Origin of the sequence: Pseudomonas sp. HS6-2 (assembly GCF_049325675.2) — a bacterium.
Lineage (GTDB): Bacteria > Pseudomonadota > Gammaproteobacteria > Pseudomonadales > Pseudomonadaceae > Aquipseudomonas > Aquipseudomonas putida_N.
This window is the reverse complement of record NZ_CM143906.1, coordinates 3406420-3429833: the sequence shown is the minus strand read 5'-3', so window position 1 is coordinate 3429833 and position 23414 is coordinate 3406420. Positions and strand designations below refer to the sequence as shown.

At 64.4% G+C, this 23414-nt stretch carries 22 protein-coding genes; 14 read left to right on the top strand and 8 right to left on the bottom strand.

The window, feature by feature from the left end:
• Nucleotides 1-41: 41 nt before the first annotated feature.
• From ACOKS3_RS15905 to ACOKS3_RS15895, 3 genes are read left to right on the top strand one after another with little or no spacing between them, the layout of a single operon-like run.
• A complete protein-coding gene (locus tag ACOKS3_RS15905) occupies nucleotides 42-1391 on the top strand; it encodes an MFS transporter (protein WP_422763657.1) in 1350 nt (449 codons plus the stop codon).
• Nucleotides 1388-2128: an SDR family NAD(P)-dependent oxidoreductase gene (locus ACOKS3_RS15900; protein ID WP_422763658.1), complete on the top strand. Its 741-nt coding sequence runs from the start codon at nucleotides 1388-1390 to the stop codon at nucleotides 2126-2128. The genes ACOKS3_RS15905 and ACOKS3_RS15900 overlap by 4 nt, the downstream gene beginning before the upstream one ends.
• Nucleotides 2125-2916 carry a sugar phosphate isomerase/epimerase family protein gene (locus ACOKS3_RS15895; RefSeq protein ID WP_422763659.1) on the top strand — a complete coding sequence of 264 codons (792 nt, stop codon included), beginning with the start codon at nucleotides 2125-2127 and terminating at the stop codon, nucleotides 2914-2916. Before ACOKS3_RS15900 ends, ACOKS3_RS15895 begins: the two co-directional genes overlap by 4 nt.
• A 28-nt stretch (nucleotides 2917-2944) precedes the next feature.
• On the opposite strand, the gene ACOKS3_RS15890 is transcribed toward ACOKS3_RS15895, so the two are convergent.
• From ACOKS3_RS15890 to ACOKS3_RS15880, 3 genes are read right to left on the bottom strand one after another with little or no spacing between them, the layout of a single operon-like run.
• Complete coding sequence (locus tag ACOKS3_RS15890; protein ID WP_103447545.1) at nucleotides 2945-3421, bottom strand: YMGG-like glycine zipper-containing protein; 477 nt, start codon at nucleotides 3419-3421, stop codon at nucleotides 2945-2947.
• A 54-nt stretch (nucleotides 3422-3475) separates the two neighbouring features.
• Complete coding sequence (locus ACOKS3_RS15885; protein WP_103447544.1) at nucleotides 3476-4993, bottom strand: MDR family MFS transporter; 1518 nt, start codon at nucleotides 4991-4993, stop codon at nucleotides 3476-3478.
• Nucleotides 4994-5038: 45 nt separating this feature from the next.
• The gene (locus ACOKS3_RS15880) at nucleotides 5039-5701 is read right to left on the bottom strand and encodes a TetR/AcrR family transcriptional regulator (protein WP_103447543.1); all 663 of its coding nucleotides are present in this window, start codon (nucleotides 5699-5701) and stop codon (nucleotides 5039-5041) included.
• Nucleotides 5702-5967: 266 nt separating this feature from the next.
• Here ACOKS3_RS15880 and ACOKS3_RS15875 point away from each other — a divergent pair, with 266 nt between their 5' ends.
• The 7 genes from ACOKS3_RS15875 (at nucleotide 5968) to ACOKS3_RS15845 (ending at nucleotide 12814) form a co-directional block, all read left to right on the top strand.
• Nucleotides 5968-6288, top strand: a complete 321-nt coding sequence (locus ACOKS3_RS15875) for a P-loop NTPase family protein (RefSeq protein WP_103447542.1) — start codon at nucleotides 5968-5970, stop codon at nucleotides 6286-6288.
• 221 nt (nucleotides 6289-6509) lie between these two features.
• Nucleotides 6510-7106: a paraquat-inducible protein A gene (locus ACOKS3_RS15870; RefSeq protein ID WP_103447541.1), complete on the top strand. Its 597-nt coding sequence runs from the start codon at nucleotides 6510-6512 to the stop codon at nucleotides 7104-7106.
• Nucleotides 7103-7744: a paraquat-inducible protein A gene (locus ACOKS3_RS15865; RefSeq protein WP_103447540.1), complete on the top strand. Its 642-nt coding sequence runs from the start codon at nucleotides 7103-7105 to the stop codon at nucleotides 7742-7744. Before ACOKS3_RS15870 ends, ACOKS3_RS15865 begins: the two co-directional genes overlap by 4 nt.
• Nucleotides 7728-9368, top strand: a complete 1641-nt coding sequence (locus ACOKS3_RS15860) for a PqiB family protein (RefSeq protein ID WP_103447539.1) — start codon at nucleotides 7728-7730, stop codon at nucleotides 9366-9368. The genes ACOKS3_RS15865 and ACOKS3_RS15860 overlap by 17 nt, the downstream gene beginning before the upstream one ends.
• Nucleotides 9369-9396: 28 nt before the next feature.
• Nucleotides 9397-9933 (top strand): PqiC family protein, encoded by a 537-nt coding sequence (locus tag ACOKS3_RS15855; RefSeq protein ID WP_103447538.1) that lies wholly within the window; start codon nucleotides 9397-9399, stop codon nucleotides 9931-9933.
• Nucleotides 9934-9975: 42 nt separating this feature from the next.
• Complete coding sequence (locus tag ACOKS3_RS15850; protein ID WP_422763660.1) at nucleotides 9976-11838, top strand: diguanylate cyclase domain-containing protein; 1863 nt, start codon at nucleotides 9976-9978, stop codon at nucleotides 11836-11838.
• 163 nt (nucleotides 11839-12001) lie between these two features.
• Nucleotides 12002-12814, top strand: coding sequence for a substrate-binding periplasmic protein (locus ACOKS3_RS15845; RefSeq protein WP_422763661.1), 813 nt, complete (start codon nucleotides 12002-12004; stop codon nucleotides 12812-12814).
• 8 nt (nucleotides 12815-12822) lie between these two features.
• On the opposite strand, the gene ACOKS3_RS15840 is transcribed toward ACOKS3_RS15845, so the two are convergent.
• The 4 genes from ACOKS3_RS15840 to ACOKS3_RS15825 are packed head-to-tail and all read right to left on the bottom strand — an operon-like array spanning nucleotide 12823 to nucleotide 17910.
• Nucleotides 12823-13836 (bottom strand): XdhC family protein, encoded by a 1014-nt coding sequence (locus ACOKS3_RS15840; protein WP_103447535.1) that lies wholly within the window; start codon nucleotides 13834-13836, stop codon nucleotides 12823-12825.
• Between the two features lie 13 nt (nucleotides 13837-13849).
• Nucleotides 13850-15187, bottom strand: coding sequence for a c-type cytochrome (locus ACOKS3_RS15835; protein WP_422763662.1), 1338 nt, complete (start codon nucleotides 15185-15187; stop codon nucleotides 13850-13852).
• A gap of 18 nt (nucleotides 15188-15205) precedes the next feature.
• Complete coding sequence (locus ACOKS3_RS15830) at nucleotides 15206-17455, bottom strand: xanthine dehydrogenase family protein molybdopterin-binding subunit (RefSeq protein ID WP_422763663.1); 2250 nt, start codon at nucleotides 17453-17455, stop codon at nucleotides 15206-15208.
• Nucleotides 17455-17910 carry a (2Fe-2S)-binding protein gene (locus tag ACOKS3_RS15825; protein ID WP_422763664.1) on the bottom strand — a complete coding sequence of 152 codons (456 nt, stop codon included), beginning with the start codon at nucleotides 17908-17910 and terminating at the stop codon, nucleotides 17455-17457. The genes ACOKS3_RS15830 and ACOKS3_RS15825 overlap by 1 nt, the downstream gene beginning before the upstream one ends.
• 246 nt (nucleotides 17911-18156) lie before the next feature.
• On the opposite strand from ACOKS3_RS15825, the gene ACOKS3_RS15820 reads away from it, so the two are divergent.
• On the top strand, nucleotides 18157-20343 hold the full coding sequence (locus ACOKS3_RS15820) for an OsmC domain/YcaO domain-containing protein (RefSeq protein ID WP_422763665.1): 2187 nt from the start codon (nucleotides 18157-18159) through the stop codon (nucleotides 20341-20343).
• An 86-nt stretch (nucleotides 20344-20429) separates the two neighbouring features.
• Here the strand turns inward: ACOKS3_RS15820 and ACOKS3_RS15815 are convergent, their stop codons facing one another.
• Nucleotides 20430-20729, bottom strand: a complete 300-nt coding sequence (locus tag ACOKS3_RS15815) for a hypothetical protein (RefSeq protein WP_422763666.1) — start codon at nucleotides 20727-20729, stop codon at nucleotides 20430-20432.
• 171 nt (nucleotides 20730-20900) lie between these two features.
• Here ACOKS3_RS15815 and ACOKS3_RS15810 point away from each other — a divergent pair, with 171 nt between their 5' ends.
• From ACOKS3_RS15810 to ACOKS3_RS15800, 3 genes are all read left to right on the top strand, one after another.
• Nucleotides 20901-21329 (top strand): DUF2231 domain-containing protein, encoded by a 429-nt coding sequence (locus ACOKS3_RS15810; protein WP_422763667.1) that lies wholly within the window; start codon nucleotides 20901-20903, stop codon nucleotides 21327-21329.
• Complete coding sequence (locus ACOKS3_RS15805; protein ID WP_103447528.1) at nucleotides 21326-22615, top strand: PQQ-dependent sugar dehydrogenase; 1290 nt, start codon at nucleotides 21326-21328, stop codon at nucleotides 22613-22615. Before ACOKS3_RS15810 ends, ACOKS3_RS15805 begins: the two co-directional genes overlap by 4 nt.
• Nucleotides 22616-22807: 192 nt before the next feature.
• Nucleotides 22808-23386, top strand: coding sequence for a hypothetical protein (locus tag ACOKS3_RS15800; protein ID WP_103447527.1), 579 nt, complete (start codon nucleotides 22808-22810; stop codon nucleotides 23384-23386).
• The last annotated feature ends 28 nt before the right edge of the window (nucleotides 23387-23414 follow it).

Genomic DNA, 23414 nt, shown 5'->3' with positions numbered 1-23414 from the left:
ATTCCTGCACTTGCCAATCCAATAACAAGAGAGCAATCGCCATGAGCACTGAGCAGCCAATCGGCGTCGGGGTGTTCGACACCCCCGCGCGCGCGCAACAACGGACCCGCACCCGGTTCATGATCCTTGCGCTGATTTCCGGTGGCACCATGATCAACTACCTGGACCGCAGCGTGATGGGTATCGCCGCCCCGAGCATCAGCGCCGACCTGGGCCTGAATGCAGCGATGATGGGGGTGATCTTCTCGGCGTTTTCCTGGACCTACGCCGCAGCGCAGATCCCCGGCGGCATCCTCATCGACCGCCTGGGCACCAAGTTCACCTACTGGCTGGCGTTGACCCTGTGGTCGCTGTTCACTGGCCTGCAGGGCCTGGCTCAAGGCTTTCTGTCGTTGCTGGGCATGCGCTTTCTGGTCGGCGTGACCGAGGCGCCGTGCTTCCCCACCAACAGCCGCGTGGTGGCGACCTGGTTTCCGCAGCGCGAAAGGGCTCGGGCAACTGGCATCTACACCTTTGCCGAGTACACCGGGCTGGCGTTCCTCACGCCATTGCTGTTCTTGGTGCTGCATGCCTATGGCTGGCGCTTCTTGCTGATGGCAGTGGGGCTGCTGGGCATACTCTATGGCCTGGTGTGGTGGCGCAAGTACCACGAGCCACACCAGTCGACGTCGGCCAACCAGGCAGAGCTCGACTACATTGCCGCCGGCGGTGGGGTGGTCGATGGCGGGCAGAAGGCCGCGCAGTTCCACTGGTCGCAGATCCCGGCGCTGCTCAAGCACCGCAACATGCTCGGCATCTGCCTGGGGCAGTTCGCCTGCAACTCGACCAACGTGTTCTTTCTGACCTGGTTCCCCACATACCTGGTTACCGAGCGGCACATGCCCTGGCTCAAGGTGGGTTGGGTAGCGGTACTGCCGTTCATTGCCGCCTCGCTGGGCACGCTGGTCGGCGGCTGGATTTCCGATGCACTGCTGCGCCGGGGCCATTCGCTGAACCTGGCGCGCAAGCTGCCGGTGATCGCCGGGTTGCTGACCGCGTCGATCATCGTGCTGGCCAACTATGTCGAGTCGGACGCGCTGGTGATCAGCATTCTCTGCGTCGCTTACTTCGCCCAAGGCATGTCGGCCCTGGCCTGGATGATCGTGTCCGACATTGCGCCGAAAGGGCTGCTGGGCCTGAGCGGCGGCTTGTTCAACCTGTTCGCCAATGCCGCCGGCATCGTCACCCCGCTGACCATCGGCCTGATTGTCACTGCCACCGGCTCGTTCGTCTGGGCGCTGGCCTTCGTCTCGATGATCACCGCGCTGGGCGCGCTGTGTTACCTGTTCATGGTGCGCGACCTGCGTCGCCTGCCGGATGTCCCTTCTGTTGAAAATGGAGCAAGACAATGAGCCAACCCCTGCACGGGCAAACTGCAATCGTCACCGGCGGCATGCGCGGCATCGGCCTGGCCATCGCCCAGCGCCTGCACCAGGCCGGCGCCCAGGTGGTGATCTGGGACCTCGCGGTCGATGGCTGGAACACGGCTGAAAACGGTTTCGAACCGGTGCTGCGCCAGGCCGTGGATGTGTCCTCGCTGGAGTCGGTGGAGGCGGCGTTCGGCCAAGCGCTGGCCCACGTCGGCCAGGTCGAGATCCTGGTCAACAACGCCGGAATCAACGGCCCGGTGGTCGCCTCGTGGGAGTACCCGCCAGAAGCCTGGGACAAGGTCATCGCCATTGACCTCAACGGTGTCTTCTACTGCTGCCGCACCGCCATCCCGCACATGCGTGAGCGCGGTTACGGGCGCATCGTCAACGTTGCCTCGATGGCCGGCAAGGACGGCGTGCAGTACATCTCGGCGTATTCTGCGGCCAAGGCCGGGGTCATCGCCTTCACCAAGGCGGCGGCGAAGGAGTTGGCCCAGGACGGCGTACTGCTCAACTGTATTGCGCCGGCCATGGTCGAGACCCCGCTGATGGCGGAAATGACTTCGGAACACGTCGCCGCCAGCAAGGCCAAGATCCCCATGGGTCGGTTCCTCAAGGTCGAGGAGATCGCCAACATGGTTAGTTGGATCGCTGGGCCGGAATGCAGCTTTACCACCGGGTTCGTGTTCGACCTCAGTGGTGGAAGGGCGACCTATTGAGGCCGCTGGGGGTTGCCCACCTGACGGCGCTGGACCTGGCGCCGGTGGCGTTGGTGCGTGAGGCGGCGCGGGCCGGCTTCAGTGCCGTGGGGCTGCGGTTGCATCCGGTAATGCCGGGCGCGCAGGCCTACCCGCAACCGGTCGGCAGCCCCGCGGCCCGCGAACTGCAGCGGGTGCTGGCGGGCGAGGGCATGCGGGTGAGTGATATCGAGTTCGTGTCGCTCACTGCGCATTTGCAGATCGCCGAATGCGAGGCATTGCTGGCTGCGGGGGCTGAGCTAGGGGCCGTCAGCCTTACCGTCTCGGGTGATGACGACGACCCGGTGCGGCTCTCCCACACCTTTGCGGCGCTCTGTGAGTTGTCCAGGGGCTACGGCCTGCGCGTGGACCTTGAGTTCATGCGCTGGCGGGCGGTGGCGAACGTGCAGCAAGCGGTGGCCGTGGTCGCCGGGGCCGGGCAAGGGAATGCCGGAGTGCTGGTGGATGCGCTGCACCTTTATCGCTCGGGTGGGGATGAGCAAGCGCTTGCCCAGGTTGACCCGCGTTACCTGCGGGCTTTGCAGTTGTGCGATGCGCCGCTGCAAGCGCCGGTCGAGACGTTGATCATTCAGGAGGCACGGGAAGGGCGGTTGTTGCCGGGGGACGGGCAATTGCCGTTGGCAGCGCTGATTAACGCTCTGCCAGCTGATGTGCAAGTCAGCGTGGAAACACCTTCGGCGTTGTTTGCGCCTGAAATGCGCTTGAAAACTGCCTATGAAACAACCCGGTCATGGCTAAGCCGAGTTTGAAACCTGGGGCCGCAGAGCGGCCCCGATTTCAAGGGTTGACCTGGTAGCCACGCCCCTGCAGGCATCCGCTGTAGGCGCTGGCATGCGCCGAGCTTTGTGCCTCGCCCTGGTTGCGCCGGTCCTGGCGGCGCTCCTGGCGTTGCCGCGAGGCGCCTACCGCAGCACCGGCGGCTGCCCCTTGGCCTGCACGGTTCTGCCGATATTCCTGCTTGGCATCGTCGCTGGCCCGGTCATACACCTCGTCATGCTGATTGCCACGCACCTGGGCACCTACCGCACCCGCTGCGGCACCGGCCGCCGCGCCCTTGACCCTGCCGCCGACATGGCTGCCAGAAGTACTGCTGCTGGCGCTGTTAGCGGCATTGGTCGCCACGGTGTTGCAGTCGTTGATGTCCAGCTGCATCTGCTGGCTGCTCTGGCCCTTGAGCGGCACCACCGACTGGGCCTGGGCTGCTGAAGCAGCACACAGCATTATCAGTACGTAGCTCCACGTGAACGCACGCATTGCACACCTCCACAGGATAGGATTCGCACCTCACAGCATAGCTGGGTGCTGCGCTCAGTGAGCGGTACGCAGCGGCACCTCGCGCAGCAGCCAAGACAAGGCAAAGGCCACACAGGTAATCACCGCCGCCACCAGGAAAACCCCATGCATGGCCCCGGAGAATGCATCCAGATACGCCTGCTGCAGCGGCGCCGCCAAGGCATGCACCGCCGTCGGCGAGAGGCTCGCGGCACCGCCACTGCTGGCCGCGAAATCGCTCGGCAGGCCATCGAGCAGGGCATGGGAAAACAATGCGCCGAACACCGAAACCCCCACCGAACCGCCAATTGATCGGAACAGCGTGGCCCCGGAAGTCGCCACGCCCATGTGGCGCCGTTCAACGCTGTTCTGCACTGCCAGGATCAGCACCTGCATCACCATGCCCAGGCCTGCGCCAAGCAGCCCCATGTACAGGTTCATCCGCCACATCGGCGTGCCCAGTTCCAGGCTGCTGAGCAGCCCCAGGGCGACCACCTGCAGCAGCGTGCCCACGATCGGGAACACCCGGTAGCGCCCCCAGCGACTGATCAATCGCCCGGTAATCGCCGACACCACCAGCAAGCCACCCATCAACGGCAGCATCTGCAGGCCGGCGCTGGTGGGCGAGGCGTCCTTGACCACCTGCATGTACAGCGGCAGGAAGGTCACCGAGCCGAACAGCGACACGCCGACAATCAAGCCGATCAACCCGGCCAGCACGAAAGTCCGGTGGCGGAACAGGTGCAGCGGCATGATCGGCTCGGCCGCACGGCGTTGCTCGAATACGAAACCGACCAGGCCGATGATGGCGAACAGCGCCAGGCACAGGACATCCAGCGAAGCCCAGGGCAGCAAGCCGCCACCCAGGCTGGTGATAAGCACCAGCGCGCCCAGGGTGATGGTGAGGAAGAACGCACCGATGTAGTCGACCACATGCTTGACCGGGGCCACGTGCGGGCGGAACACGCCGCCGATCACCACGACGGCCAGCAGGCCCAGCGGCAGGTTGATGAAGAAGATCCAGTGCCATGACAGGTGTTCGACCAGAAACCCGCCGATCAACGGGCCAACCACGGTGGCCAGGCCGAACACGCCACCGAACAGGCCTTGGTAGCGGCCCCGCTCGGCGGGTGGAATGACGTCGCCGATGGCCGCCATGGCCACCACCATCAGGCCGCCGCCGCCCAGGCCTTGCAGGGTGCGGAACAGGATCAGCTGAGTCATGTCCTGGGCCAGCCCGCACAGCACCGAGCCGAGCAGGAACAAGGCAATGGCGATCTGCAGGACGCGCTTGCGCCCGTAGAGGTCGCCGAACTTGCCATACAGCGGCACGACCACGGTGGAAGCCAGTAAATAAGCCGTGACCACCCAGGACAGCCAGCGCAACCCGCCGAGGTCGCTGACGATGGTCGGCAGCGCGGTGGACACGATGGTCTGGTCCAGTGCGGCGAGGAACATCACCAGCATCAGGGCGCCGAGCAGCAGCGCAATGGAGGCCTGGGTGCCCGGTTCGGCCTGTACGGAGGAGGGCGCGTCAGCGGATGTCGGTTGCATGCAGTTGCCTTGAGCCTGTGGGTGCGATCGAGCGTCCATGTGCGGTCAGCAGCCTTTGCCGTTGGCGTGCTGGCGGCCGGCTTCCTGCAGGCCGGCCAGGGCGAAGCTGAATAGCTGGGCAGACACGTCTTCGGCCGGCATGCCGAGGATTTCGTGGAGGGTCCCGGTGGACCCGCGGGGGCCGATCAACAGCATCGCCCAAGGTGCGGTGACGCAGAGGATGCAGCGGGTCAGTGCCGGGTCGCTCTGGGGAATGGCGGTGATCTCGCTGAACAGGCCCTTGAGCAGCGACAGCTTCAGCGGTGCCTCGGCTTGCAGGTGGGCCTGGCCGTGCGGGCTGGGCGCGAGGATTTCCGCGGCCAGCACGCGCAGGTGCCAGTTGTCGCGACGCTGCGTGGCCTTGCGCACGACCAGTTCGACCAGTGCCCGCAACTTTTCCGCCGCCGGTTGCTCGGCGAGGGTGATCCGCTGCAGGTCGCTGATGTCGAGGAAGCGCCGCCGTGCTTCGTCGAGCACGGCCAGGTACAGGCCATTGCGGCTGCCGAAGTGGTAGTTGATCGAGGCCAGGTCGACCTCGGCCTTGGCGGCGACGGCCTTGTTGCTGGCTTCGGCATAACCCACGGCGGCGAACAATTCGCCTGCGGCCTGGAGGATGCGTGTGCGGGTGGCTTCGCCGTCCTTGCGCGGTTCGCGCGGTGTGGTGGCCATGGTGCGATGCTCTCGATTCAGTGCAATGACACAGAGCGTGATCCTGTTATAAGTTAAATTCAATTTAAATTTAATTATCGCGCCTGGCCAGCGACAGACGGTGTCGCTGCGTTGCTCCCGGATGGCGCACGCCGCTAGGGGGAGAGGCCCGAGTTGTGGTATACAACTCGGGAACTGACACCACCTTCGCTGGCACCCGGATGCGTCGCGGCGGGTTGGTGATTTCCTTGCACCTGCTCCTTTTACTGTGAAACGGAGATTCGAAGATGACCGCCACCGACCGTCTGAGCCTGCTGCAGTACGAGCACTTGGGCCTGGACGATGCTGCCGCTGCCGAGTTCAAGGTGGCGCTGGAGGAACTGCGCAAACTGGCGCTGGAAGACCGCTACGAGCATCCAGCAGCCCTGCACCTGGGGGATATCGCCGACGCCGAGAACCGTCAGGAGCTGGCTGAAACCAAAGGCTGGGGTATCGGCTTCCTGCAAGGCCTGACCTGTGCCAAGGCTTTTCCGCCCGAACAGCTGGAGGCCATGCGCAAGGTGTTCCAGGCGGCCGCAGAGCGCGCCGTGAAGCGCATGTGCAGGTGATCCAGGGTTATTCGATCAGCAGGTTCGCCTGATCCAGAAGGCCGGGGACCGATGTAAAGCATCGGTCCCCGGCCTTTCTTCTATTATCGCCATTGGATCCGCGGTGCTTTCTCTGGCTCCGTAACGCAACTTTCCCGTCTACGCTTGCTCATGTCGACGCTCGGCCCTGCGTCAATCAATGGCTGACTGCACGCATAGAGACCTGCATCCGGGAATACCGCATGAGCCAGACCGAGCCCCTGATCATCTGCGAATATTGCGATGCCGTATATCGGCGCACGCCATTGCAGCGTCACCAGCGTGCCCTCTGCCCGCGCTGTGCCGGAGTCCTGTACCGGCATGGCAGCCTGAGCATCCAGCAACGCCTGGCCCTGAGCATCACGGGTGCTGTCTTGCTGCTGTTCGCCAACCTTTATCCGGTCATGACCATCGGCATGCAAGGGTTGAGCAATTCCGCCACCCTGTGGGATTCGGTGCTGATCCTCAGCAGTGGCAGCATCACCTTCATCGCCCTGGTCATGGCGCTGGCGATCATATTTGCGCCGGTGCTGCAAATCACCTTGCTGTGCTGGTTGCTGAGCTTTGCCCTGGCCGGGCGCAGGGCGCCAGGGTTTGCCGTGAGCATGCGCTGCCTTGAAGGCCTGCGCCCCTGGAGCATGCTGGAAGTCTGCCTGCTCGGCGCGTTGGTGGCGGTCATCAAGCTGGCCGGCCTGCTCGATGTCATTCCAGGTATCGGCTTGATCGCGCTGGCCGCCCTGAGCATGCTGATCATCTACATTGCCGGCCGCGATATTCGCGACCTGTGGGAGCAGGTATGAGCACGCCGGTATTGGCCGATGACCTCGGCCTGTGCCTGTGCCACGGCTGCGGGCTGGCGTGCGAACTGGGCAAGGACCACACCTGCCCGCGCTGCGGTGCGCCCTTGCACCGGCGCAAGGCCAACGCCATCAACCGTGGCTGGGCCTTCTTGCTGGCCGCGCTGGTGTTCTACGTACCCGCCAATCTGTTGCCGGTGATGCACACCGAAATGCTCGGCAGTGGCAGCGACAGCACCATCGGTGGCGGCGTGTTGGAATTCTGGGAGGCAGGTGCCTGGGACATCGCCCTGATCATCTTCATTGCCAGCGTCGGCGTGCCGGCGATCAAGTTCTTTTCCCTTGGCCTGCTGCTGTTCACCGCCCAGCGTCGCTCCAGCTGGGCACAACGGCAGCGCTCGCAGCTGTACCGTGGCGTTGAACTGATCGGTTACTGGTCAATGCTCGATGTCATCGTCGTCGCACTGGTGGCTGCGCTCGTGCAGTTGCGCGGCCTGGGCACCATCGAACCGCGCCCGGGCATCCTGTTTTTCGGCATGGTCGTGGTGCTGACCATGTTTTCGGCAATGAGCTTCGACCCACGCTTGATCTGGGATCACCCTGGCAATGATGGAGGCCGCACTGATGGCGCAAGCGAGTGATGCGCGAAATGGGGCAGGGCAGGCAGAGGTACGCACCCGGCGCTGGAATATTTCACTGGTGTGGATCGTGCCTATCCTGGCGATCCTGGTCGGGGCCTCGCTGGTGGTGCGCAACTGGCTGCAGGAAGGGCCGGTGATTTCGATTTCCTTTCGCTCCGGTGAAGGGCTGGTGGCGCACAAGACGCAGGTCAAGTACCGCAGCGTGGTGATTGGCGAAGTGACCACCGTGGACCTGGCCGAGGACCACAACAGCGTCATCGTCAAGGTGCAACTGGCCAATGATGCGCGCTCGTTCGCCACCGAGGGGGCGCGCTTCTGGGTGGTACGCCCACGGATTGGTGCAGGCGGGGTGTCCGGCGTCGATACCTTGCTGTCCGGCAGCTTCATTGGTGCCGATGCCGGTGAGTCGAAAGCGACGGAAAAGAACTTCACTGGCCTGGAACTGCCGCCAGCGATCACCTATGGCGAGAAGGGCAAGCGTTTCCTGCTCAGCGCCGAAGACCTTGGATCGCTGGATATCGGCGCGGCCATCTATTACCGCAAGATCCCGGTGGGTGAAGTGGTGTCCTATGCCTTGCAGGACGATGGCAAGGGCGTCGAGATCGGCATCTTCGTGCAGTCGCCCTACGACAACTTCGTCACAGGCGACACTCGATTCTGGAATGCCAGCGGCGTCGACATGCAGATTGGCGCCAATGGCCTGAAGGTCGATACCGAGTCGTTGTCGTCGATACTGATCGGCGGGCTGGCCTTTGGTTCGCCCGACTTTACCGCGGATGTTCAGCCGGCAGCGGACCAGACGCACTTCCAGCTGTTTGCCGATCGTGAAGCGGCACTGGCACCGCCACACGGCAAGGGGCAGTACCTGCAGCTGCGCTTCGACCAGTCCATGCGCGGGCTGTCGGTGGGCGCTCCGGTAGAGTTCAAGGGCGTGGAGTTTGGCCGGGTCACTTCGATCAAACTGGATTACGACCCGGTGAAACAGATCTTCCCGGTGGTGGTGGATGCGGTGATCTACCCGCAGCGGCTCGGCCCGGTGCATCAGAAGATGCTGGCGGTGTTCAAACACACCGAGGGTGACCTCAACGGCGCACGGCAGCTGATCGGCACCTTCGTCGAGCATGGCCTGCGGGCGCAGGCGCGCAGCGGCAACCTGATCACCGGGCAGATGTTCATCTCCCTGGACTTCTACCCGAACGCCCCCAAGGTCGCGTTCGACAGGGAGGCCAACCCGATCGTCATTCCTACGATGCCCGGCAGCCTGGAGATGCTGCAGGAGCAGTTGCAGCATTTCGTCGAGCGTATCGGCAAGTTGCCGCTGGAGAGCATTGCCAGCAACCTCGATGGCACCCTGCGTGACCTGCGCGCCAACCTCAAGACGTTCAACAGTCAGACGCTGCCTGGGGTGAAAGCCACCCTTGACGACATGCAGAAGACCTTGAAGACGGCCAACGCGACCATTGCCGACGACTCGCCCGAGCGCGAACGGCTGGGTGAAACACTGGACGAACTGGAGCGCATGTCGCGTTCGCTGCGTGACCTGACCGACTACCTGGGGCGCCACCCCGAGTCGCTGATTCAAGGCCGGCCGAAGGCAGCCGGTGCGCAAGACTTGAGACCTTGAAAGTGAAAGGCCAAAGGAGTGTCAGCTGATGCATCGAGTGCGCAACCTGTGTGGGGCCAGCCTGCTGATCTGGCTGAGCGGCTGCAGCAGTACCCCGAACAACTACCACACCCTGGTGCCGGCGCAGCCGGTGCAAGGGGGTAGCCAGCACGTGCAGGTGAGCCGGGTCAGCCTGCCGCCGCAAGTGGACCGCCCGCAACTGGTGGTGCGCCAGGGCAGCAGCGGCCTGGCCATCCTGGAAACGGAATGGTGGGGCGCCAATCTGGTGGATGAGTTTCGCAGTGCCCTGCAGGACATGCTGGGCGGCCCGGCGCCCGGCACCAGCAGTGTGTTGAGGGTCGATGTGCAGCGCTTCGACAGCGTGCCCGGCCAATACGCCTCGCTCGATACACTGTGGCGGCTGAAGCGGCCAGGCGAGCCCGAAATTACCTGCCGGACGTCGGTCCAGACTACCGCCGACAACAGTATCAACAACCTGGTCAACGCCCATCAGGCCAATCTGCGCAAGCTGGCCGAGGCCGTGCGGGCAACGGCGGCGCCAGGCAGGTCCTGCCCAAGCTCATGAAGCGGGTGAACCAGGGTACGGGGAGCCCGCATGAAGTTACGCATGAGATTGCTCTGGCTGTTCGTACCGCCGCTGCTGCTGGTGTTGTCGCTCGTCTACTTTGCGGCCCAGGGCATGCTGCTGGCACGGCTGGACAAGCAGGACGAGCGGCTGCTGGTGGCCGAGGCCGAGCGCCTGCGCGCCTTGCTGGGCAACAGCTTCGAGCGTGACGCCAATCGCCTGCGGCAATGGGCGCAGGCAGTTCCGGGGGCGGTGCCGTCGGCGTTCCCGCTCGATGCCGCCACGCTGGGCCGCAGTGGCTTCGATTTCATCCTTTACTTCGCCAATGGTGAGCAGCGGGTGAGCTGGCGGCCACTGGACCTGGCGTCGCTGGAGCGCCCGGCCGGGGCACCAGCGCTGACCCTGAAGGCGCTGCATGACGGCGTCGCCCAGCAACTGGCGCGCCTGCTGCAGTCTCAGGATGTGGCGCCGCCCGCACAATTGCTGGCCGTGCTCAGGGTGCCGCTGATTCTGGTCGCCGTGGATACTGCGCGCAGCGGCGACAGGGCTAGCGGCGTGCTGCTGGCGGGAACATTCCTGGACAGCAAGCGCGTTGCCATGCTGCAACAGCAGTTGGGCGGTGAACTCACCTGGCTGCCGTCGGCCACCGAGCAGCAGCCGCCGGTGCTGCAGGCCGAACTGATGAGCATCGGCAATCGCGAGGTGGTCGATGCCCGCCACCAGAGCATCGACCTGCTGTTCAAGGATAGCCTTGGCGAGCCGCAGCTGCGCCTGCAACTGACCCGCGAGCGCCATTTGTACCTTGAAGGCGAGCAGCAGCTCAATGTGTTCCTCGGCGTGACGGGCGGGCTCATCGGCCTGGCCTGGTTGCTGATCTACCTCGCGCTGGACGTCACCTTGCTGCGGCGTATTGCGCGCTTGCATCAGGAGCTTCTGGCCATTGGCCCGACGGCGGCAGGGCGGCGCCTGACCGACGACGGGCGCGATGAGCTGGGCACGCTGGCGCGCGAAGCGAACCGTGCGCTGGACCGCCTGGAGCAAAGCGAAGCGCGCGACCGGGCGATTCTCGACGCCATGGAAGACGGCTATTTCGAACTGGACGAGCTGGCCAGGATCGAGTCGGTCAACCCGGCTTTCTGCAGGTTGCTCGGTTACCCGGCGGCGCAGGTGATCGGCCGGACCGTTGCTTCTCTGCAGGAAGACCATGGCGCCAGCGCGCCCACGGAACCGGCAATCGCCGAGACCGAACCTGGGGCGCCGCTCTCGGCCCGGCTGCGGCGGGCCGACGGCAGCATCGGCCACTTCGAGACCCAGATCTCCAGGCGCCACAACGCCGGGGGCCGCCTGATCGGCTATCGCGGCATCCTGCACGACGTCAGCGAGCATGTGCTTCATCAACAGCAACTGTTCGACCTGGCCTATCAGGATGCCTTGACCGGGCTGGGCAATCGCAAGGCGTTCCATGAGGACCTTGCCCGGCACCTGAATGGCGATAGCCTGCCGCTGGCGCTGATTTTTCTCGATCTTGACCGCTTCAAGCAGGTCAATGACCGCTTTGGCCACGATATCGGCGATGCCTTGCTGGTATGCATGGCCGAGCGCCTGGGCAATGCGCTGCGTCAACCGGCCAAGGCCTATCGCCTGGGGGGTGACGAGTTCACCGTGATCGTCCCGATGACCGAGTTCCAGGCAGCCGATGCGCTGGCCCAGCGCTTGCTCAAGGTGCTGGGCCAGCCGGTCAGTGTCAGGGGCCTGAGCATCGACTTCGTCACCTCAAGCATCGGGCTTGCCCTTGCACCTGCCCATGCCAGCGAGGTGGATGCACTGGTCAAGGCCGCCGATCAGGCGATGTATGAAGCCAAGCGCCTGCGTGGACGGGTCTGTGTTTTCCGGCCCAGCGACTAAGTGTCGCGTAATGCGCAAATGGCGCACGAAAGGCTGGCGCACGGCCAATCCTCGGCCAGACTGTTGGTAGTACGCGGCCATCGATGCCGCCGTGGCCCACGGGATGTGGCAGCTTTCGCGACCACGCCTGACAGCTGAATGCCACAGCTTCCGCGGGGTGTAGATGATCGAGCGCTGTCGTTGCCGGCCTTTGCTGATGTCGCTCTTCATGCTTGTGCTGCCCGAAGGGGCGATAGCAGAGGCGTTGTGCGGCCAGCTGACCGCTACCGGCAATCCGGAATATCCACCGTATCTCTGGCGTGACCCGAACAACCCTGACCGCTTGATCGGGGCCAATGCCGACCTGCTCAATGAAGTGGGCAAGGCGCTTGGGCTGGAAGTGAAGGTGGTGTACGGCGGGCCCTGGTCAAGGGCGCAGGAGGAGGTGCGCACTGGGCGTATCGACCTGATGGCGGGGTACTTCCTGACCCACGAGCGCCAGCAGCAGATGGACTTCGTCAGCCCGGCGTTCCTGCATGTGCGCAGCGTGGTCTGGGTCCGTCAGGATGGCGGCTTTCCCTACCACGACTGGGCGGACCTCAAGGGCCACAATGGCGGGACGCTGGTCGGCAACAGCCACGGCCAGCAGTTCGACGACTACGCCAGGGCCAACCTGCAGCTCGAAGCGGTGCCCAGCGCCAGGCAGGCGTTCGAGAAACTGCTGCACAAGCGCAATGACTACCTGATCTATGAGCAGTACCCCGGCATGGCCCTGGCGGGAACGCAGGGTTGGGATACGCAGCTGAAGATGCTCGACCCACCGGTGGCCAGCGAGGGGCTGTACCTGGCGCTGTCGCATCAATCGAAGTGCAACCGTCCAGAGCTGCGCGAGAGGCTGGCGCAAAAAATGAAAGAGCTGGTTGCCGGGCCGGTGCCTGAGCAACTGGTCGAGAAGAATCTGGAGTTGTGGCGGCAGCAGGCGGAAGGGAAGCCTTGAGGGAGCGGCTACCCATCAACCTCCAGCGCCCGCTTGGCTTCGCTGACATTGACTGCACCGGGCAAAGTGACGCCGTTCTTGGTCGCCAGGATCTCGGCCATGACGCTGACGGCAATCTCCGCCGGGGTCTTGCTGCCGATGTAGATGCCAATCGGCCCGTGCAGGCGCTGCAGTGAGGCCTCGCTTTCGCCGAAGTGCTCGATCAGGCGCTCACGGCGTGACTGGTTGTTGCGCCGCGAACCGATCACGCCAATGTAGAACGCCGGGCTGTGCAAGGCTTCGAGCAGGGCCAGGTCGTCCAGCTTGGGGTCGTGGCTGAGGCCGACAATACAGCTGCGCAGGTCCGGAGCGAACGCACGTACCACGTCATCCGGCATACCGATGATCTTCTCCACGCCAGCGACATTCCACCCGCCCATGTATTCCGGGCGCGGGTCGCAGACCGCCACTTTGAAACCATTGAACAGGGCCATGGTCGCCAGGTACTCGGCCAGCACCCCGGCACCGATCAGCAGCATGCGATAACCAGGGCCCAGGGTGTTGAGCATGTACCGGCCATCGAAGCCGAACTGCTCCGGTGCGCCGGTGATGGTCAGGTGTACGTGGCCGCTATCCAACTCCAGCTCGCGGCGCACCAGGTTGCCGCTGTCCAGCAGTGGCAGCAGTTGCTCCAGGCTTGCCAGCGCCGGGTCGAATTCGAGGATCAGCTCGAGGGTGCCGCCGCAGGGCAGACCGAAACGTTGTGCTTCATCGGCGCTGACGCCGTAACGCACCACCTGCGGCAGGCGCGCTGGCATGCCGTCGCCCTGGTAGGCCGTGGTGTAGCGGTGGATGAGGTCGTCTTCGATGCAGCCGCCAGAGACGCTGCCGACCACTCGGCCATCGCCGCGCAGGGCCATCATCGAGCCGACGGGCCGTGGCGACGAGCCCCAGGTGCGGGCGACGGTGGCCAGCAGCACGCGCTCGCCAGCCTGGAGCCAGTCACGGGCGGTGCGCAAGACCAACAGGTCGATGCTTTCCATGGGCTGTGCCTCCTCAGCGCATATGCAGGATGATCGGGCTGCTGCTGGCCGGGTCAGTGTGCCCGCGCAGCTTGCTCACAGCCTGTGCATCCACCACACCGCCCGAGTTGCCCCAGGTATTGCGCACGAAACTCAGTACATCGGCAATCTCCTGGTCCGACAGCTGCTCGCGAAACGCCGGCATGCGGTAGGCATCCGGCACGCCAGCAGCGACGATGCGTTGCGAGCCATTGAGGGTGATGTTGATCGCCGAGGCGTTTTCCTTGGCCAACGCCGAGGTGGCACCGGCCAGCGGTGGCATCCACTCGGCCTGGCCCTTGCCGTCCAGGCCATGGCAAGTGGCACAGCGAGTGACGTAGGTGTGGGCGCCAGGGCTGTTCAGGCGCGTGGCCGCAGAAACTGCCTGGTACTGCCACGGCGTACCGTCACGCTGTGGGTCCCCGGGCAGTGACTTGAGGTAGTGGGCGATGGCGCCCAAGTCTTCATCGTTCATGAACTGCGTGGAGTTGTTGAACGCCTCGGTCATCGAGCCATACACCACCGCATGCGGGTTGCGCCCGGTCTTGAGGAACTGGACGATCTCGGCCTCGCTCCAGCGGCCGAGCCCGGTGTTGTGGTCGCCGCGCAGGCTCGGCGCATACCAGCCATCGAGCAGGGCGCCGGCGAGGAACGGGGTACCGGCTTCATCCAGGGCCTTCTCGTTGAAGGCCAGGCCCCGTGGCGTGTGGCAGCTGCCGCAGTGGCCAGGGCCCTGGACGATATAGGCGCCGCGGTTCCACTGCGCGTCCTGCCCAGGCTTGGTCGCGTAAGGCTTGGTGGCGGCGAACACGCCGTTCCACAAGGCGATAGGCCAGCGCAGGTTCAGCGGCCAGGGGATATCGCTGGGGATGTTCGCCTGTTGTGCCGGCTGCACACCCTTCATGAAGAAGGCATACAGCGCCTTGACATCGTCGTCGCTTAGCTTGGCGTACGAAGGGTAGGGCATGGCCGGGTACAACCGCCGGCCGCCCGGCGCGACGCCATGGCGCACGGCGCGGTCGAAGTCGGCCAGGCTGTAGTTGCCGATGCCGGTTTCGCGGTCGGGGGTCACGTTGGTGGCGTGGATTGTGCCCAACGGCGTGGCCATTGCCAGGCCCCCGGCAAACGGCTTGCCGTCGGGCAGGCTGTGGCAGGCCACGCAGTCGCTGAGCCGGGCGACATACTCGCCGCGGCTGACCAGCGCGGGGTCAATGCGTTCGGTGGTGAAAGGCGAGGCGGGCTCGCGGGTCACGTACCAGGCCAGCAGGCCGGCCGCGACCAGGCACGGCACGGCCAGCCAGCCCGCAGTTCGGGCGAAACGGCTGTGGGTCATGGGGCAGTCCTTGTCGGGTCAGCTGAAGGTGTGGCGGCTAAGTGGCAGACTACGCACGCGCTGGCCGGTGAGCTGCGCCACCGCATTGGCCACGGCAGGCGCCACCGCTGGCAACGGCGGCTCGCCGATACCGCCCATCTTCGCCCCGCTCTCGACAATGCGCACATGCACCCGGGCCATGCGCGAGGGCGGCAGGATCGGGTACAGGTCGTAGTTGCGTGCGCGTGGCTTGCCATCGATGAACACCGCTTCTTCCACCAGCGTCTGCGACAAGCCCAGGGCCACTGCACCATTGACCTGGTGCTCGATGATCGCCGGGTTGACGATGCTGCCGGGGTCGATCGCCTGCCAGATGTCGTGCACCTTGACCTGGCCGTTCTCGATCGACACCTCGGCGATTGCCGCGGCTTCGGAGCCGAACGGCGAGGCCATGGCTATGCCGCGGGCGCGCTTGCTGCCGTCTTCTGCCGTGAACGGCCCACGCTTCCAGCCGCCGGACAACTCGGCCACCGCGTGCAGCAGGTTGGTCAGGCGCTGATTGTCCCGCAGCAGGTGCAGGCGCAGTTCGTAAGGGTCCTTGCCGCCTTTGTCGGCCAGCTCGTCAAGGAACGATTCATAGAAGAAGTCGTTCAGCGAATTGCCCACCGAGCGCCAGTAGCCAAGCATTGCCGGGCCCTTGACGTAGATCTGGGCGATGCGTTTGTTGGCAATGGCGTAGGACTTGCCCGATAGCCCTTCGAGGGCCGTGGGGTCGATCTTGTCGCCTTGCTTGCCAGCGAGGGCTTCGGTCGGGCCTTCGGTGGCGCTTACGGCTTCGATGGCCACCGGTAGGCCTTCGGCATCCAGCCCGGCGCGGAACGTGACCACGGCGACCGGGCGCAGCACGTCGCGCAGGAACTCTTCTTCGCGGCTCCAGATCAGTTTGATCGGGCGGCCGACGGCCTTGGCCAAGGCGATGGCCTGTGGATACGGGTTGGCCGAGTCATACAGGAAATGGCGTCCGAAGAAGCCGCCAAGCAGCGGCGAGTGCAAGGTGATCTGCGCGGCATCCAGGCCGGTGCGCCTGGCGATGTCGTCGCGGAACATGTCCGGCGCCTGGTTGGGCAGCCAGACCTCCAGGGTGCCGTCCGGGTTGAAGCGGGCGAGGGCAGACGGTGGCTCCAGCTGGGCATGGTTGAGGTACTGGTTGTGGTAGCTGGCCTCGACCTTGGTCTTGGCATTGGCCAGGGCGCCGGCGATGTCGCCTTCATTTTCTTCATCGCGGGCCGGCCCTTCAACGGTGGCCAGGTGCTCGCGCCAGCCGTCGCTGGAAAAGTCTGCCGGCATTGGCCGCACCTTGCTGTCGGCACCCGGCTCTTTCCAGTCCACCTGGATCGCCTCCACGGCGCGCTTGGCGTGCCACCAGCGTTCGGCAATCACGGCAACCGCGCCCGGCAACTGATGCACCGAGTGCACGCCTTTCATGGCCTTGACCTGCTCCTCGTTGCGCAGGCTACCCACGGTCATGCCCAGACGTGGCGCATGCTGCACGGCGGCATGGAGCATGCCGTCGAGCTTGATGTCGATGCAGTACTGGGCCCTGCCGGTGGATTTGTCGTAGGCGTCCAGGCGCCGCACCGGCTTGCCGATCCAGCGGAACTGGCTGGGGTCGCGCAGCTTGATGCTGGCAGGGTCCGGCACCGGCAGGTCCATGGCCCGGCCGGCCAGTTCGCCGTAGGCCAGCGAGCGGCCGGAGGCGGCGTGAATGACCTTGCCAGGCTCGGTGGACAGCTCGCCGACCGGCACGCCCCATTGCTCGGCGGCAGCCTGCATTAGCATGGCCCGGGCCAAACCGCCGAGGCGACGCATGGTCGGGTAGCTCATGCGCACCGACATGCTGCCACCGGTGATGCGCAGGCCGTTTTCCATCACCACATAGGCTTCCCCGGGCGGTGCGCTTTCGACCAGGAAGTTGGCCGGGTCGACGTCGAGTTCTTCACCGACGATCTGGGCCATGGCCGTGAAGGGGCCTTGGCCACCCTCCATGAATGGGCTGAGCAGGCGCACCTTGCCATCCGGGCGGATTTCCAGGAACGCCGGCACCTGGGTGCCGCGCTCCGGGGCGGCGGCTGCCGCTGCCTGCACGCGGGTCGCGCCCATCGGCAGGCCGAAGCCCAGCACCAGGGCACCGACCGCAGTGCCGGCCAGGAAGCGCCGGCGCGACAAGTTGACGGTTTCACCCAGTTGCAGCCTGAGCAGTTCTGCGGGGGTATCGACGGGCGTGTTCATCAGGCCTGCTCCCCTTGGGCGAGTGCATGCACGGCGGCATGGATGGCGTTGTAGGTGCCGCAGCGGCACAGGTTGACCATCGCCGCGCCGATCTGCTCGTCGCTGGGTTTGGGGGTGTGCTTGAGCAGCGCTGTGGCCGCCATCACCTGGCCAGACTGGCAGTAGCCGCACTGCGCCACCTGGTGCTCGACCCAGGCCGCCACCACGCGCTTGCCTACCGGGTCGGCCTCGACCGCCTCGATGGTGGTCACCTCGCGCCCGACCACGCCGGCCACGGGGGTGACACAGGCCCGCACGACGTTGCCATCCACTAGCACCGAGCAGGCGCCGCATTGGGCCAGGCCACAGCCATACTTGGTGCCGGTCATGCCCAGGTCGTCACGCAGCACCCACAGCAGGGGCGTGTCGGCATCGGCGTCGACCTGGTAGGTCCTTTGGTTGATACGAAGTTCCATGGCTCACCTGCTGATCATCGATTGATGGCGCTTACTGTCTGGTGGGGAATACGTTGTTCCCCAATCCAGAAACGCTAGCACAGAGGCACGACCACTGGTCTGGTGGCGGGCGCAGGTCCGCAGGATCAGGCAAGCAATCCGTTGGATTGTGTAGGACGGAATACAGATGCAGAGGACTTGCGCGGCGAAAACCCGGATAATGCCGGCCTATTTCGTTTTGCACGCTCAAATCACGGTAATCCCCGCATGGAAATCAAGGTCAATTTTCTCGACAACCTTCGTCTTGAAGCCAAGTTCGACGACTTCACGGTGATCGCCGACCAGCCGATCCGCTACAAGGGCGATGGCTCGGCCCCGGGCCCGTTCGACTATTTCCTGGCCTCGTCGGCCCTGTGCGCGGCGTACTTCGTCAAGCTTTACTGCCAGACCCGCGATATTCCCACCGAGAATATCCGCCTGTCGCAGAACAACATCGTCGACCCGGAGAACCGCTACAACCAGATCTTCAAGATCCAGGTCGAGCTGCCCGAAGACATTTCCGAGAAAGACCGCCAGGGCATCCTGCGCTCCATCGACCGCTGCACCGTGAAGAAAGTGGTACAGACCGGCCCCGAGTTCATCATCGAGGAAGTCGACAACCTCGACGCCGATGCCCAGGGCCTGCTGATGCCGGTGGCCGACACCACCACCTACATCCCCGGCAAGGACCTGCCGCTGGAGCAGACCATCGCCAACATGTCCGGCATCCTCGCCGGCCTGGGCATGAAGATCGAGATCGCCTCCTGGCGCAACATCGTGCCCAACGTCTGGTCGTTGCACGTGCGCGATGCGCAGTCGCCGATGTGCTTCACCAACGGCAAGGGTTCGACCAAAGAGGCCGCTCTGGCCTCGGCGCTGGGCGAGTTCATCGAGCGGCTCAACTGCAACTTCTTCTACAACGATCAGTTCTGGGGCGAGGACATCGCCAACGCACCGTTCGTGCATTACCCGAACGAGCAGTGGTTCAAGCCAGGGCCGAAGGACGCGCTGCCGGCGCAAATCCTCGACGAACACTGCCTGGAGATCTACAACGCCGACGGCGAACTGCGCGGGTCGCACCTGTACGACACCAACTCGGGCAACACCGAACGCGGTATCTGCTCGTTGCCGTTCGTGCGCCAGTCCGACCAGCAGGTGGTGTATTTCCCGTCCAACCTGATCGAGAACCTGTTCCTCAGCAACGGCATGAGCGCCGGCAACACCCTGGCCGAAGCCCAGGTGCAGTGCCTGTCGGAAATCTTCGAGCGTGCGGTCAAGCGCGAAATCCTCGAGGGCGAGCTGGCCCTGCCGGATGTACCTCAGGACGTGCTGGCCAAATATCCGGGCATCCTCGCCGGTATCCAGGGCCTGGAAGAGCAGGGCTTCCCGGTGCTGGTCAAGGACGCCTCGCTGGGCGGTGAGTTCCCGGTGATGTGCGTGACCTTGATGAACCCGCGCACCGGCGGCGTGTTCGCCTCGTTCGGCGCCCACCCGAGCTTTGAAGTGGCGCTCGAGCGCAGCCTCACCGAACTGCTGCAGGGCCGCAGCTTCGAGGGCCTCAACGACCTGCCACAGCCGACCTTCGAAAGCCATGCACTGACCGAGCCGAACAACTTCGTCGAGCATTTCATCGATTCCAGCGGTGTGGTGTCGTGGCGCTTCTTCAGTGCCAAGGCCGATTTCGAGTTCGTCGAGTGGGACTTCTCCGGCCATGGCGAGGACTCCAACATCCAGGAAGCCGCAACCCTGTTCGGCATCCTCGAAGACCTCGGCAAAGAGGTGTACATGGCGGTGTACGACAACCTTGGCGCCACCGCCTGCCGCATCCTGGTACCGGGTTATTCCGAGATCTACCCGGTCGAGGACCTGATCTGGGACAACACCAACCGTGCCCTGGGCTTCCGTGCCGACATCCTCAACCTGCACAGCCTCGACGACCGCGCCCTGCGCGCGCTGCGCCGTCGCCTGGATAAATGCGAGGTGGATGACTACACCACCATCACCACCTTGATCGGCGTCGAGTTCGACGAGAACACGGTGTGGGGCCAGCTGACCATCCTTGAGCTGAAGCTGTTGATCTGCCTGGCGCTCAAGCGCTTCGAGGATGCCAAGGAGCTGGTCGAGGCGTTCCTGCAGTTTAATGACAACACCGTCGAGCGCGGCCTGTTCTACCAGGCGCTGAATGTGGTGCTGGAAGTGCAGCTGGATGAAGAGCTGGAAATGGCCGACTACGAGGTCAACTTCCGTCGCATGTTCGGCAACCCGCGGATGGACGCGGTGCTGGGTTCGATCGATGGTAGCGTGCGCTTCCATGGGCTGACCCCGACCAGCATGAAGTTGGAAGGGATGGACCGCCATCTGCGCCTGATCGAGAGCTACAAGAAGCTGCATGCTGCGCGGGCCAAGTTTGCCTGACCGACCCAGGGGAGCGAATGGGCTGCAATGCAGCCCTCGATAGCCGGCCTGACGCGTTGCTCAACAGCGCATAACCGCCGTAAGGGTCAGTTCTTGCACTTGGCCAGCACCACCTGGCAGGTGTCTGGCGTGCCGCCTGAGCGGCCGGCATAGCGGATGCAGTTGTTAAGCGACTTCTGCTTGGCAATGCCCAGTGTGTTGCCCCAGGCCAGCCCGCCTTCGCCAGTGCTTGGAAGCGCCTTGGCGTAACAGTTGGAGCCAGGCGCGGCGGCGTAGTAGCGCGCCTTGCTGCTTTTGCTCGAACAGCCGGCATTGAGTGCCAGGCTGATGGCCAGCAAGGCATGCGCGGTCCAGCACGCGTAAGGTCGTGCGCTGCAGATTCTCATGGTATCCCTCATTCAGACGCGCAAAGTCTTTCAGGATATTTCTATCAAGCCAAGCGGTGAACTATCCGAACGTCAAGGTGATCCCTTCTTAAGCGCACCCTGCGCACGCCTGATGGACCAGGCCCCATGCCAGTCCTTCAGCCCCGGGTCACCGACTGATAAGGAGGCGCCGTGACCGCTACTGAGCAAACCCTCTACCGATGCACGCCCAGCCCGCTGCATGCGATCCTGCTGGCCGGCACGGTCCCGCTGTTTCTCGGCGCGCTGCTGAGCGACATTGCCTACTTCAAGAGCTACCAGATCCAGTGGAGCAACTTCGCCGCCTGGCTGATTGCCGGTGGCTTGCTGTTCTGCGGGCTGGCGCTGTTGTTTGCCCTGGCCAACCTGATCCGCGCTCCACGCAAGGGTGGGCGGCCGACGCTGTATTTCCTGCTGTTGCTGGCGACCTGGGTGTTGGGCCTGATCAACGCCTTCGAACATGCCAAGGATGCCTGGGCGGTGATGCCGACGGGCTTGGTGCTGTCGGTGATCGTCACCGTGCTGGCTTGCGTGGCGGCATGGCTAGGCATGAGTAATCTGGGTTCGGGAGGTGAGGCATGAAGCCATTGCATGGAATGTCGCTGCTGAGCGTGGCACTGCTTCTGGCCGCTTGTGGCGGTGACGGCGAACCGACTCAGGCGCTGGGCCCCGACCCGAAACTGCCGGCCCCTGAGCGCGGCTTGCTGCCGAGTATGAAGATCGCGCAACCGGCGCAGTGGGGCGAGCAGAAGCCCACCGTGCCCGAGGGCTACAGCATCACGGCCATTGCCACTGACCTGAAGATCCCGCGCCAGAGCCTGGTGCTGCCCAATGGCGATATCCTGATCGCCGAAGGGCGCGGCGGCAGTGCCGCCAAGCTCAAGCCCAAGGACGTGGTCGCCAGCCAGATCAAGGCCAAGGGCAACACCCAGGTCAAGGGTGGTAACCGCCTGACCCTGCTGCGCGATGCCGATGGCGATGGCACGTATGAGCTACAGACTGTGTTCGCCGAAGGCCTCAATGCGCCCTATGGCCTGGCCTTTGCCGACGGCAAGCTGTACGTGGCCAACCAGGATGCGCTGGTACGTTTTGACTACCAGGACGGTCAGACCAAAGCGGCCGGCTCGCCGACCAAGGTCACCGATCTGCCGGCTGAGATCAACCACCACTGGACCAAGGCACTGACCATCAGCCCTGATGGCCGCTACTTGTACGTGGGCATCGGCTCGAACAGCAATATCACCGAGCGTGGCATGGAGGTGGAAATCGACCGCGCCATGGTCTGGCAGATCGACGCCGTGACGGGGGCGCACAAGCCTTACGCCACCGGTTTGCGCAACCCGACGGCGCTTACCATTCAGCCGGACACCGGGCAGTTGTGGACGGTGGTCAACGAACGTGACGAACTGGGCCCGGACCTGGTGCCGGACTACCTCACCTCGGTGCGAGAGGGCGGCTTCTATGGCTGGCCGTTCAGCTACTGGGGGCAGAACGTCGATGAACGGGTGAAACCGCAGAACCCGGACAAGGTGGCGGCGGCGATCAAGCCGGACTACAGCCTGGGGTCGCACGTAGCCGCGCTGGGTGTGGACTTCTCCATCCCGGCCATGGGTGAACGGTTTGCCGACGGGGTGTTCGTAGGCGAGCACGGTAGTTGGAATCGCCCGAACCCGGTGGGTTACAAGGTGATCTTCGTGCCGTTCAAGGCGGGCAAGCCGGCCGGTGAGCCGATCGACTTCGCCACCGGGTTCCGCGGGGAGGATGGCAAGACCCGAGGTCGGCCTGTGGGCGTGACGGTAGACCCGCGCGGGGCGTTGATCATTGCCGATGACCTGGCCAACACCGTCTGGCGGGTGACGCGTAACTGAGTGCTTGTGGGAGTCACGACAAGCGCGGCTCCCACAAGATTCGCATTTCTCGAACGCTTGCCGTTGACGCCAAGGGGTTGAAATATGCAGCAGCCTGGGCGGTTGCCTGCAGAGTGGCGGGCAATGGCTATGCTTGTTTGCGCGTAAACATTTCACGCACAAACCCGGTCTTGAACCCATGGAAGCAGGCCTATGAATCCTATTAGCACGCTCGCTCGCGCTGTTGCCCTCGCCACGCTGATGTCCGCTGCCACCTTCACGGTGCAGGCCGCCGAGATTCCGATTGGCAGCCAGGCGTTGGAAAGCCACGTCAAAACCCAGGTCACGGCCATCGACCTGGCCAACCGCCAAGTCACGGTAAAAGGGCCGAACGACAAGGATGTCACCCTGCAACTGACGGAAAAGGCCAAGGCGCTGCCCAACCTGAAGGTGGGTGACAACGTCGATATCTATGTCACTCGGGCAGTCGCCTATGTGCTCAACAGTGAGGTTGGCGGTGCGCCGAAGGCCACTGAAGAGTCTGGGGAGATCCGTGCCACCAAGGACAACCCCAACCCTGGCGGCGAAGCGTTCCGCCAGGTCCGGGTAACCTCGCAGATCAAGAAGATCGACCTGAAGAAACATGAAGTCAGCCTGCTGCCGCCGGAAGGCAAGCTGCAGGTGGTCAAGGTCGAGAACCCGGACCTGCAGAAGCGGATGAAGAACCTCAAGGTCGGCCAGACCGTCGATGCGATCTACACCGAAGTGCTGCGCGTCGATACCTGGCGTTGAGGTCGGGCTGCGGGCACGCCTCGGCAGG